This window comes from Granulicatella sp., assembly GCF_057274575.1.
In genome coordinates, this window is the sequence record NZ_DBHISP010000001.1 from 208,598 (window position 1) to 222,110 (window position 13,513).

The 13,513-nt window shown below is 34.1% G+C and carries 10 protein-coding genes; 1 reads left to right on the top strand and 9 read right to left on the bottom strand.

All coding sequences use genetic code 11. From position 1 onward, the window contains the following. Positions 1-5 precede the first annotated feature (5 nt). Positions 6-1,850, bottom strand: a complete 1,845-nt coding sequence (glgB, locus tag ACO5V7_RS00955; protein ID WP_485484744.1) for a 1,4-alpha-glucan branching protein GlgB — start codon at positions 1,848-1,850, stop codon at positions 6-8. 273 nt (positions 1,851-2,123) lie between these two features. Here glgB and ACO5V7_RS00960 point away from each other — a divergent pair, with 273 nt between their 5' ends. Then, a complete protein-coding gene (locus ACO5V7_RS00960) occupies positions 2,124-3,974 on the top strand; it encodes a glycoside hydrolase family 13 protein (RefSeq protein ID WP_485484702.1) in 1,851 nt (616 codons plus the stop codon). Between the two features lie 39 nt (positions 3,975-4,013). Here the strand turns inward: ACO5V7_RS00960 and ACO5V7_RS00965 are convergent, their stop codons facing one another. The 8 genes from ACO5V7_RS00965 to der form a co-directional block, all read right to left on the bottom strand. Beyond that, entirely contained in the window at positions 4,014-6,410 is a 2,397-nt protein-coding gene (locus ACO5V7_RS00965; protein ID WP_485484703.1) for a glycogen/starch/alpha-glucan phosphorylase, read from the bottom strand. A gap of 18 nt (positions 6,411-6,428) precedes the next feature. After that, entirely contained in the window at positions 6,429-7,847 is a 1,419-nt protein-coding gene (gene glgA, locus ACO5V7_RS00970) for a glycogen synthase GlgA (RefSeq protein WP_485484704.1), read from the bottom strand. Positions 7,848-7,973: 126 nt separating this feature from the next. Further along, complete coding sequence (locus ACO5V7_RS00975; protein WP_005605696.1) at positions 7,974-8,447, bottom strand: hypothetical protein; 474 nt, start codon at positions 8,445-8,447, stop codon at positions 7,974-7,976. Positions 8,448-8,559: 112 nt separating this feature from the next. Further along, positions 8,560-9,789 (bottom strand): CCA tRNA nucleotidyltransferase, encoded by a 1,230-nt coding sequence (locus ACO5V7_RS00980; RefSeq protein WP_083278702.1) that lies wholly within the window; start codon positions 9,787-9,789, stop codon positions 8,560-8,562. After that, positions 9,782-10,312, bottom strand: a complete 531-nt coding sequence (locus ACO5V7_RS00985; RefSeq protein ID WP_070437086.1) for a YpiB family protein — start codon at positions 10,310-10,312, stop codon at positions 9,782-9,784. Before ACO5V7_RS00985 ends, ACO5V7_RS00980 begins: the two co-directional genes overlap by 8 nt. Positions 10,313-10,322: 10 nt before the next feature. Further along, positions 10,323-11,594, bottom strand: a complete 1,272-nt coding sequence (locus ACO5V7_RS00990) for a tetratricopeptide repeat protein (RefSeq protein ID WP_070444960.1) — start codon at positions 11,592-11,594, stop codon at positions 10,323-10,325. Between the two features lie 124 nt (positions 11,595-11,718). Further along, entirely contained in the window at positions 11,719-11,997 is a 279-nt protein-coding gene (locus ACO5V7_RS00995) for an HU family DNA-binding protein (protein ID WP_005605703.1), read from the bottom strand. 161 nt (positions 11,998-12,158) lie between these two features. Further along, on the bottom strand, positions 12,159-13,472 hold the full coding sequence (gene der, locus ACO5V7_RS01000) for a ribosome biogenesis GTPase Der (protein ID WP_485484705.1): 1,314 nt from the start codon (positions 13,470-13,472) through the stop codon (positions 12,159-12,161). Positions 13,473-13,513 lie beyond the last annotated feature (41 nt).

Here is a 13,513-nt window from a genome sequence, read left to right on the forward strand (position 1 = left end):
TCCGATTAATTATTATTAATAATATACAAAGTTGAAAACGGTGGTACATTTACCTCTAAAGTATAATCAAACTCTTTATGTGGTTGAGTTTTTGTGTGAAGAGCTCTATTGATAAGCCCACTTCCGTTATACTTTCTTGCATCAGAATTTAAAACTACCTTATAACTACCCCATTTAGAAACACCTAATTTATAATTTCTGATTAAGTTTCCTGAAAAATTAGAAATAACTAAAATTTCATCCCCAGATTCATTTATTCTAGAAAACGCGAAAACATTATTCCAAATATCTTGAACCTCGTGCCACCTGAATCCTGACCATCCACCATCTAACTGCCACAATTCTGAATGTTTTTTATAAAAAGCATTCAAATCTTTCACATAACGATGAGTAGCATCATGAATCGGATAATTTAGTAGAAACCAGTCTAATTCTCTTTCTTCATTCCATTCAATAATTTGCGGAATTTCATTTCCCATAAAGTTTAGTTTTTTCCCTGGATGTGCCATCATATATCCCATAAAAGCACGGTAATTTGCAAACTTATCTTCGTAAGAAACCGGCGCTTTATCTACTAGAGATTTCTTTCCATGAACGACTTCATCATGTGAAATAGGTAAAATATAATTCTCAGTGAATGCGTACATCATAGAAAAAGTAAATTGATGATGAATTCCCCCTCTAAACAAAGGGTCTGTTTCTAAGTAATCAAGGGAATCATTCATCCATCCCATATTCCATTTAAAGTGGAATCCTAAGCCTCCTTCTTCGATTGGTTTTGTTACCCCTTCATAAGAAGTCGACTCCTCAGCTATCATCATCACCCCTGGATAATGATTTCTCACAAATTGATTCAGTTCTTTAATAAAATGAATAGCCTCAAGATTTTCAAAGCCACCGTATATATTCCTTGCCGACTCTTCCTCATTTCTACAGTAGTTATAAAATAACATCGAACTGACTGCATCGACTCTTAAGCCATCAATATGAAACTTTTCAATCCAAAAAACAGCACTAGAGAATAGAAAAGATTGTACTTCTGACCTTCCATAATCAAAAACCCTTGTCCCCCAGCCTTTATGTTCTTGTTTCCGGAGATCTCCATACTCGTAGCAAGGTGTTCCATCAAATTCATATAATCCGAAAGCGTCTTTCGTAAAATGACCAGGAACCCAATCTAAAATAACTCCTAGATTGGCTTTGTGGCATTCATCCACAAAATACATAAAATCTTCAGGAGTCCCAAATCTAGATGTTGCGGCAAAAAAACCTGTCACTTGATATCCCCATGATTTGTCATAAGGATATTCCGTAATTGGAAGCAATTCGATATGAGTATAGTTCATCTCTTTTACATAGGGGATCAATTCATCCACTAATTCCCGGTAAGAGTATGATTCTCCATTCTCTTTTCTCTTAAAAGATCCTAATTCTACCTCATATATATTTAAAGCATTTTGATAAGGAATATTTCTTTGTTCTATCCACTTTGAATCGGACCATGTGAATTCCGGAAATTCATATACTTTGGATGCCGTATTAGGTCTTGTTTCCGCATGTCTTGCATAAGGATCAGCTTTCCAATGAAAATTTCCGTTATAAGGAATGATGACATATTTATAAGCATCAAATTGCTTAATTCCAGGAATTGTTATTTCATATATTCCGTTATCATTTATTCGTTTCATAGCAAATTTAGTAGGTTCCCAATTACAAAAATCACCAGTCACATAGACCTCTTTGGCATTAGGAGCCCATACTCGAAACGTACAACCTTCTTCAGTTAAAAAGTTACCCAAATAATCATAACTATGAAAGTTTCTACCTTCATGAAATAAATATTCTGCCATTTGTTGCACTTGACAATCACTCCTTTTCAAATCGCTTTACTATACAGATAAGCGTTTTCAAGTTCTGGACAAAAAATTAGAAAATGTTACTAGTTGAACAATTTCTCTTTTATAAATTATATCATATTTTTTTAATTTTCCTATACTATTGTGTGAATTTTCATGTTATTTATTGTTGTATCTATAATATTTTTCAATTCTTCGTTTTGTTATCACTTTTAAGAAGTTTGTATTACAATGAAACTAGATTTATAAATAAAAAGGAGGTTACTAATGATTCAATATCACTCACTTATGAATAAGTATCCTGCTGGTGCAGTGACCAATGAACAATCTGTCTTTATACAAGTAAAAGTGACTAAAGACACTCCTCTTTCATCGTTACAATTAATTCTAAAAGAAGATTTTACTCAAAAAATACATGTGTTACATCCAAGTCTATCTAAGATTGAAGCAGATGGGACATTATATACTTTTGAAATTTCTAAATTAGATACCGGTCTTTACTTCTACTACTTTGAAGTTCGATCAGAAATCGGGATGTATTTTTTAAGCAATAACAAATTTCAGGCGGTTCCTACACTCTACTTTAATGAAGTGAATTGCTGGCAATTGACTGTATATGATAAAGAATTCCACACTCCAGATTGGTTCAAAGGTGGAATTATGTATCAAATTTTCCCTGATCGTTTTAAAAAGAGTAACAATTATAAAGCCCAAATTGCGCGTAATGAAGAGGTCCGAATTAAACACTTTAATTGGAATGAAAACCCCGATTCAGGAATCACTCATGAAAATTATAAAGCTCAAGATTTCTTCTTAGGAAATCTAAAGGGAATTGAAGAGGAACTAGAACACTTTAAAAAACTAAATGTTAATTGTATTTATTTGAATCCAATTATGGAAAGTCCGGATAACCATCGGTATTCAACTGCTGACTATTTTAATGTCGATCCGTATTTAGGTACAAATGATGACTTTAAGGAGTTATGTGAGCTTTTCAAAAAGCATGGTATCCATATTATTCTAGATGGTGTATTCAGCCATACTGGTGATGATAGTATTTACTTTAATAAACAAGGTCACTATGAAAGTAATGGTGCCTTTAATTCAATCAATTCTCCATATTATTCATGGTTTAATTTCATGCACTACCCTGATACCTATCATTCATGGTGGGGATTTTCCAACCTTCCTACCGTTAATAAGTTAAACAAATCTTATATGGATTTTATAAACAATCCAAGCGATGGGGTTCTCCCATTTTGGCAACATTTAGGAATTTCTGGTTGGCGATTAGACGTGGCAGATGAATTTCCTGACGAGTTTTTAGATGAACTTCGGACAACAGTAAAGAAAACCGATTCTGAAGCACTTATTATTGGAGAAGTATGGGAAGATGCGACAACTAAAGTAGCTTATGATCGTCGTAGAAAGTATTTCCTTGGAGAACAATTGGATAGTGTAATGAATTATCCTTGGAAAAATGCAATTATAGAGTTTATTAAAACAAAAGATGCTTCAGCATTAAAATATGCTCTTGAAGAAATCATTGACCATTATCCAAAACCTGCTTTAGAAGTATTAATGAACTTATTAGATAGCCATGATACTGAACGCATCTTAACATCTCTTGGTTTTAATAATACTGAGGATGTCCCTCTCCACGAACGACCTACTTTAGAGTTATCTGGAGATATGCTAGAAGATGCTATTAGGAAACTAAAAGTGGCAAGTTTTATCCAATTCACGATTCCTGGTGTTCCATCTATTTATTATGGAGACGAGATTGGAATGCAAGGATTTAGAGACCCATACAATCGTAAAACTTTTAATAAAGCAAAAATGAATCAAGAGATTTTTGAACATTATTTGTCTCTAACAAAATTTAGAAATGATTATAAAGAAGAGTTCAAAGGAGATTTTAAAGTTATTTACTGTCAAGATGGTTGTTTAATTTACCAAAGAGAATCTCTTATTTGTGCCGTAAATATCAACAACCATTCTCACTTCGTAGAAGGATTACATGGTAAACAATTATTTTCTAGCACTCCTACACGTAACCATCCTAAAGGATTAATCATTCCATCTGTTGGGTTTGCAGTTTATAAAATCAAAAAATAAAAAGAAGATTATCACGGTTGTGATAATCTTCTTTTTATTTTAACCTTCTACCTTTTTTATATGCCATATCTCTTTCGCATACTCTTCCACAGAACGATCTGCTGAAAATATTCCGGCGTTTGCAATGTTTGCTAGACTCATCTTCATCCATTTATTGGAATCATTATAGGCTTTTTCAATACGTTCTTGTGCTTCAACATAGCTATCAAAATCTGCAAGACACATATAATGATCTTGAGTTAATAAATAATCCACGATGAAGTTGAAATTCATTCCACCAACCGTCATTGTACGGATGAAATCAAGAACTGTCTTAATCTTAGGTGAATTATTGTAGTATTCCCAAGACTTGTAGCCTTTTGCATATAACGCTTCTACTTCTTCTGTTTCTAGCCCGAAAATCACGATATTGTCTTCTCCTACAGCTTCGTAAATTTCCACGTTTGCTCCGTCCATTGTACCAAGAGTCACTGCACCATTTAACATCAATTTCATGTTACCAGTACCACTGGCCTCTTTACCCGCTTGAGAGATTTGTTCACTCACATCCGCAGCTGGCAAAATGATTTCTGCTAACGTTACTTTGTAGTCTGGAATAAATACTACCTTAATATATTCACGCACTAATTCGTCACTTTCAATCATTTGAGAAATCGAGTGAATGAATTTAATAATGTTTTTCGCCATTTGATATCCTGAAGAAGCTTTCGCAGCAAAGATAAATGTGCGTGGTGTCGGACGTAATCCGCTGTATTTAATCTCATGGTAAAGATACACAATGTGCAAAGCATTTAATAATTGACGTTTGTATTCATGTAATCTCTTCACCTGTACGTCAAAGATTGAATGAGGATTTACTGAAATCGCAAGAGTTTCACGAATATAGTCTGCTAACTGCTCTTTTTTCTTCAGTTTAATTTCTCTAAGTGCCTCTAAAACATTTTCGTCATCCTTATAGGCATTCAATTTAGAAATGCCAGAAAGATCTTTAATAAAATCATTTCCAATTAATTGTTCTAAATAAGAGGCCAGCTCCGGATTGGCTTGTCCCAACCAACGTCGATGAGCTATACCATTCGTCACATTTCCAAATTTTCCTGGATATAATTCGTTGAATGCTTTAAAAGTATCACGAACAAGAATATCACTATGCAGTTTTGATACCCCATTCACATAATGACTGCCCACAATTGAAAGATTTGCCATCTTAATCATTTCGTCATAAATAATCGCTGTATCCCTTAAGGTATATTCTTTTCCTTGTTCCATTACCCATAAACAGAATCGTCTATTAATTTCTTCAATAATAGAATAAATACGAGGAAGAATTGGTTGGAATAATGAAACTGCCCATTTTTCCAAAGCTTCTGCCATAATCGTGTGGTTTGTATAAGCAAATGTTTTTGTCGTAATTTTCCATGCTTTGTCCCAATCATAGCCATATTCATCCACTAATAAGCGCATTAATTCAGCAACACCCATAGCAGGATGGGTATCATTAATATGAAGCGCAACGTGTTCAGAAAAGTTTTCTAATGTACCAAATTCATGGTAATGGTTCTTCACTAATTGTTGTAATGAAGCACTAATAAAGAAGTATTGTTGTTTAATTCGTAACTCTTTACCCTCGTTAGTAACGTCGGCTGGATATAATAATTTAGAAATAGAAGACGCAATCGCTTCAGCCTCTGATGATTTAGTATATTCCCCACGTTCAAATAGTTTCATATTGAAGCCTGTTTTTGCTTTTGCTTCCCATAGACGTAGTGTATTTACTGCAGAAGCGTCATATCCTGAAATCAATAAATCATAAGGTTCTGCTTGGATAGAGGTGTAATTTTTATGGATTACTTTTAAACCCGTATCTGTTATCACTTGTTCTAACTCACCATAGAACCTTACTTCGACTTCTTCATCGTTACGATATACTAAACCATATTTCCCCAAATCCAACCATTGATCAGGAAACTCTTGTTGCCAACCATTAGTAATAACTTGCTTAAAGATACCATATTCATAGAGAATAGAAAATCCTGTTACTGGATACTCATTACTTGTTAATGCATCTAAATAACAAGCAGCAAGTCTCCCTAATCCACCATTTCCAAGTCCTGGGTCCGGTTCCATATTATAGATTTCATTTAATGAAAAGTTATTTTCTTTCAAATAATATTTTGCTTCTGTTTCAAGTCCTAAATTAAACAAATTATTTCGCAAAGTACGGCCAACTAAAAATTCCATTGACATATAATAAGCACGTTTTTGACGAGTTTGTTTTAAAGTTTGTTCATAACTAAATTTCTTTTCCATTAAAATATCACGAACAGATCTCATTAATGCTTCATAGACTTGACGCTTGCTTGCGTTCGAAATAGTGACCCCAAATTGATTTTTCAACGAATTATCAACACGACTTACTAAGCTCTTATCAACCATTTATTTTCCTCTTTCTTCTTACAGCACTTCATGATACAACGACAAATATTGTTTAGCAGATTTTTCCCAACTAACATCTTTATTGAGATTATTTTTGATAATTTGATTCCATTCATCAGGTGATTGGTAGAAACAAGTTACTGCACGATAAATTGCATCCATCATATCTCCTGATTGGAAACTTTCAAACGTGAATCCATTTCCTTCTACCCCAGTAAAAGGAATCACAGTATCTCGCAAGCCCCCTACACGATGAACAACTGGAACTGTACCGTATCTCATCGAAATTAATTGTGATAACCCACATGGCTCGGTTTTAGAAGGCATTAGGAAAATATCACTGGAAGCATATATTTTTGCGGACATTTCATTGGAAAATAGAAGGATGCTGCGAACTCGATCATGGCGATAATTTTGGAGAGAACGTAATGCACTCTCATAATGAGCGTCACCGGTTCCTAACACAACCAACTGTGCCCCTGTTCTCAAAATATCTTCGCTAGCCTGTAATAGCAAATCAATTCCTTTTTGATGAGTTAATCTTGTAACCATACCAATTAATGGAATATCCTCGCTTACTTCTAATCCTAACTCCTTTTGAAGTTCTAATTTATTCTTTACTTTATCTTCAAAAGTATGGATATCATAGTTAATAGGAATAATCGGATCTGTTTTAGGATTAAATTTTTCAATGTCAATTCCATTTAAAATCCCTTTTAATTTTCCTTGTTCAACAATCAAAATTTTATCTAATCCGTATGAAAAATAAGGGTCTAAAATCTCACGAGCATAGGTTTCGCTAACAGTATTGATACGATCTGCGAGTTGAATAGCACCTTTTAATAAATTTAAATCACCATTATAAATTAACGCATCGAAATATTTATTATCTAAACCAAATAGATTTCCCATTTCATACGGGTTAAATCGTCCTTGAAACTCAATATTATGAATCGAAAGAACGCTTTTCATATTTTTGTAGAAATCTGCTTCTCTACTCTTCAACACATCTAAATAAATGACAGAAAGAGCTGTATGCCAATCGTTTACGTTAACAATGTCTGGTTTAAAGTCAACACCAGGTAAAATCTCAAGAGCAGCTTTGGAAAAGAAAGCAAATCTCTCACCGTCATCGGCTTGTCCATAAATACTCTCTCTCTTAAAGTACTGTTCATTATCAATAAAATAAAACGGAACGCCGTCAACTACAGTTTCAAATATTCCACAATATAAGTGTCTCCAACCTAAATCAACAAACTGATATCCACTATATTTTAATCCAAATCGTTCACGATCAATGCTAGAATATAGGGGCAATACTACTCGAGCATCTATTCCCAGTTCACGAAGCGCCTTCGGTAGAGAGCCAATAACATCTCCTAAACCTCCAACTTTCACGAAAGGAGCTGCCTCAGCTGCAATAAAACATACTTTCATACTCTCTCTCCTTTAAATTATTCTGGCTTCATTATACCTTTAAAATCTGAAAAGAACTAGCCTCTTATATAAAAATTTTAATATAAAAAAGTCTAAGACAAAATAGTCTTAGACTTTCTAAATTCATTAAATTTCAGGATAGATATCTTCTACAGATTTTTCAGGATCAATTACAATAAATAAGTTTCCGTGAGATCCAATAGCTGAACTTTGGAATTTGTTGTCATTTCCATCTTCATCTACAGGGCTGTATGGGAAATAAACGCGGTCAGTTTCAACAACTACGTCTGATTTTGGATGATTTCCATCTAAATATAAAATATCCATTAATTCAATATCGCTATATTTTTTAACACGTTCGAACATACCTAATTCTAATCCACCTAAGTTAATGTCTTCAGACATTACGTGGTCAGCTTCTGGTAAGATTTCAATACGTAATGATTCACATGGGTGAATTTCTTGGAATTCTCCACCGTTAATACGTCCAAATGAAGTTGTAACTTTTTTAATCCATAAGTCACCAATCAAACGGCGATTAATCGTCCATGTTTCTCCATTTCTAAATACAAATCGTAAACCTGACATAACCTTTTTCATATAGGGTCACTCCTTAAAATATTATTGCTTACAAGATTAATTTTACCATTGAAACGCCTTTCATTCAAGACTTAATACTAATAAATGAAAAAATGAAATTGATTTCATAGCATTAATTTTCGAGAAAATGGTTCCTTATCCAATCAACAATTTCATGGTTTTCATTTTTTAATTCATCAGATAATATGGCCTTCTCAACTGCTTGAAGAACTTTCCCTATCTTTGGCCCCATTTTTTCAAGCTTTAATGCTTCTTTTACACCAAATCCATCTATCTGAATATCTTGCATAGAATGAATAGGTAAAGTTATATACACTTGAGTTAAGATATTATGATTTTCAGTTCTACCAAGTCCAGGGAGTAATCCTTCAATTTCAATAGCAATCCTTTCTGAACATTCGTATGCCATGAATGAATCCCACTCTTTATCTAAACGCTTAAGAAACGTTTGATATCCTATCAACGTCTCAGAAATTTGCTCATTTGAAGATTTCCAATTTTTTAATACTTTTTTTAGCTCGGAAGCACTTAATTGATTATAATACGCAAATAAAACCCACGCTTGAAGAATCGACATAGAATTCACTGGAAACTCTCCAATTTTTTTCAATGTTTCTCTAGAATTTGCAAAATCCGGACATGATTGATACAAATCTGATTCGATAAATGCAAGAAACGCATTGTTACGATGCAAACTAACAATCATTTTCTCAAATTCTACCTTCATTCGCTCCACCGCAACACGTTCTAAATTACTTTTCAGAACACGAATGGCATTAAACGTCTTCGATTCTATTGTAAAACCTAATTGACCTGCAAATCGTATAGCTCTCATCATTCGAAGCGCATCCTCATTAAAACGCTCCATAGGATTTCCAACACATCGAATGATAGAGTTTTCCAAGTCTTTAAGCCCATCAAAGTAATCGACAATTTCTTCTTGATCATTAATAGCTAATGCATTAATGGTAAAGTCCCGTCTCATTAAATCTTCTTCAAGACTTCTAACAAAGGTAACAGAATCCGGATGTCTAAAATCTTGATAAGTCCCTTCCGTTCTAAAGGTGGTAACCTCATAACTATCTTGATGATAAATGACTAGTACTGTACCATGTTCAATACCTACATCTACCGTATGGGAAAATAAAGATTTCACTTCTTCAGGTGTGGCACTTGTTGCTATATCTACATCAGAAATCTCTTTACCCAATACTAAATCTCGAACGGACCCTCCAACAAATACTGCTTCATGTCCAGCCTTCTTTAAGGTTTGTAAAACAGGTAAAGCTGCAACAAAAAGTGGAACCGATAGAATGTCAATTTTTCGATTAAATTTATTCATTTTCTAACTCCTTTAATCGATTTGTTAATTGCATAAAGAGTTCTGAGTCCATTTTTTCAAGTGCTTCATTGATTTCTAGTTTTAACTGCGAGATTTGAACTTCCTTTTGAATGGTTTGTAGTTCTTCTGTTACAGAATCTATTTCATCAAGTTCTGAAATGAAATACGGATTCTTTTCTAACACACCAAAACTTACCATACTTTTGTATGCATTTGGAAAATCAAGTTCAACGAAACAATCTTCTTTCCAATGAAGACGCATATCATGAAAAGCAACTTCTGGATTATCAAAAGAGGTCCCTTCTTTAAAAAATAAGAAGGATTCTTGAGCAGGTTTAATCGTTGAAAACAACATTCCTTTTGGAGTTGATTCTACATGTTCAACAAAATGAATTTGTTTCAATAATAATTCATGGTTTAAAAGATAATTCAAAATCCAAAGGGATTCTCTTCTTTTTAAAGAATGGTTCGAAATAAACCACGAAATAAACTTTTTCTTGGTTTCTAAACTTGGGTTAAACATTATACTACTCCTATTCTTCAAAAATAAATGAATAACGAATAAACTCTGGATTAAACGGATCTAATTTCAAAGCTTCTTGTAAAGCTACTTTTGCTTGTTCCTTTCTTCCTTCTTCAATCATAAATCGAATGTAATCTTCATAGAATTCTAAGGAACTTTCACCTGCTTCATAAGCTTTTTGATAGTTCGTAAATGCTTCACTGTACTCTTCCATTGCTTCATAAGTTTTCGCAAACAAGTAAAGAATAACAGCATCTTCTTTTGTTTCTAGGCTCTCTAGAAATGCAATACTTTCCTCATATTCTTCTTCCTCATTCAAAGCTTCAACATAGCTTGTCACATTGAGAATTGAATCATTATTTAAGTTTACGGCTTCTTTTAATTCAAGTAATCCTTCCTGTTGATTTCCTGTTGCAATTTCAATTTGTCCAAGAATACGATGTGCTTCATCGTTCAATTCATCAAAAGCAATCCATTTCTTAGCATAGGATTTTGCTTCCTCATCACGTTTTAAGATTAAGAGACATTGAATTACGTTTAGTGTCACTTCACTATTTTCAGGTTCACGTTCTAGAAGTTCCATATAGTACTCGAGAGATTTTTCGTAGTTGCCCTCAATAGACTCATACGAAGCCATTTGAGTGAGTAAATCACTTGATAGCCCGTCAATACTCTCTTCCCCAATAAATTGCTCTAAGGGCTCTTTATTTCCCATTCTCAAAGTTGCTTCAACGTACAATTCTTGTGCACGTTCCTCTTCCCCAGTTTCCTCTGGATTTTGCTTTAAGAAACGCTCTAAGAAAAAGGCGCTACGTTCGAAACTACCCGCTTCAAATAATAATGTTCCTAAGTAGAAATCAATGATAGCTTCATCCGGTTCCAAATCTTTTGCTTTTAAGAGTTTTTTCTCTGCTAAATCAAAGTCCCCTTCTTCACGATATGCTTCTGATTGTACCACCAATACACTTGGATAGTCTGGATCTGTTTCTGGAATATCATACAGAATCGATAACGCTTGGTCTGTTTCACCTTCAGCAACTAAAATTTCAGCTAGTAAAATCGTCCAAATCGCTTCATCTGGTTCAACTTCTGTAAGTCGTAACAAAGCCCTTTTTGCTTCTTCATAGAACCCGATGGATACAGAATATGTTGCCAAGTCCGCCATCTCTTGAAGGTCATTTTCTGGGTCAAAATGATCAAAAAATCGATGATAAGATTCATATACTTTTTCAATATCTTGTTCTTCTAAAGCTTGTTGTATGTCTTTAATTACTGTAGTCATAAATTCTCCTTGATATAATAAAAACTATTAATAAATATGTATATAATAAAAAATGGCATTATATAGAGATATCTCTAATATAACACCATTTAAAACTTCTTGCTAAGAAAATAGTTCAATTGAATTATTTTTTAACTGCATCTTTAAGAGCTTTACCAGCTTTGAATGCTGGAACTTTAGAAGCTTTGATTTTAATTTCTTTACCTGTTTGAGGGTTACGTCCTTTACGAGCAGCGCGTTCGCGAACTTCAAAGTTACCAAATCCGATAACTTGAACTTTTTCACCTGCTTTTAAAGCCTCTTGAATTGTTTCGAATAAAGCTTCAACTGTTGCTGAAACATCTTTCTTTGTTAATTGCGTTTTTTTAGCAACGCGATCTACTAATTCTGCTTTGTTAGCCATTTTAGTTTCACCTCCATCAAATAAGAATTTCTATCAGATTTTGTTGAGTGGTCCAACTAATCTGGAAATCTAAATAGTTTTGATTTCTTCTAAAGTATAACATTCTAAGAGAATAGTTTCAATGGTTTATATCGTCTTTTATAAGATAGATATGATTTTTTTTACTTTCTTTGACGGGTAATCATATGTATTGGAGTCCCTTCAAAACCGAAAGCAGAACGAATTCTATTTTCTAAGAACCGCTCGTATGAAAAATGCATCAATTCTACATCGTTAACAAAAGTAACAAACGTAGGTGGTTGAATCGCTACTTGTGTCATATAGTAAATTTTCAATCTGTTTCCTTTATCCGTTGGAGTTGGGTTCATGGCAATAGCATCCATCAATACATCGTTCAGCACTGAAGATGAAATTCGACGTGAACGAACTTCATGAATCTCTTTTAGAATTGGTGGGATTTTTGAGAGACGTTGTTTCGTTTTTGCAGATACAAAGATAATCGGAGCGTATGATAAATATAGGAATTCTTGACGAATCTTGTCCTCAAACTCTTTATACGTTGAATTATCTTTTTCAAGAGTATCCCATTTATTCACTAAAATAACGACACCTTTACCGGCTTCATGAGCGTATCCAGCAATCTTCTTATCTTGTTCTTGAATTCCTTCTTCGGCATTCAAGACCACACAAACAATATCGCTTCGTTCAATCGCTCTAAGCGCACGAAGTACACTGTACTTTTCGGTCGATTCAAAGACACGTCCTTTTTTTCGAATACCAGCAGTGTCAATCATTTTAAAAACAGTTCCATTCTCATCTTCAAATGTTGTATCAATCGCATCACGGGTAGTACCTGCAACATTAGAGACAATCACACGTTCTTCGCCAAGCATCGCATTCACTAAACTTGATTTTCCCACATTTGGACGGCCAATAAAGCTGAACTTAATGACATCTTTTTCATCTTCGTCTTCTTTATCTTTAGGGAATGCTTTGACTGCTGCATCTAGTAAGTCCCCTAAACCTAAGCCATGGCTTCCTGAAATTGGGAATGGTTCACCGAATCCTAATGAATAGAAATCAAAAATTTCTGAACGTAATTCAGGATTATCGACTTTATTAACAGCAAGTAAAACTGGTTTGTTTGTGCGGTAGAGTAATTTTGCAATGTGTTCGTCAGTCGTTGTCACGCCCTCTTTCACACTTGTTAAAAAGATAATGACATCCGCTTCTTCCATCGCGATTTCTGCTTGCATACGGATGTTTGACATAAACGGCTCATCCGTAATATCAATTCCACCTGTATCAATAATATTAAATGAGTGCCCTAGCCACTCACCTTCAGAATAGATACGGTCACGAGTAACTCCAGCGATATCTTCTACGATTGAGATACGCTCTCCGACAATTCGGTTAAAAATTGTAGACTTTCCGACATTTGGTCTTCCTACAACGGCAATAACTGGTGTTGACATACTATTCCTCCTTTATCTCTTATTGCGTCATAAAAATAGTC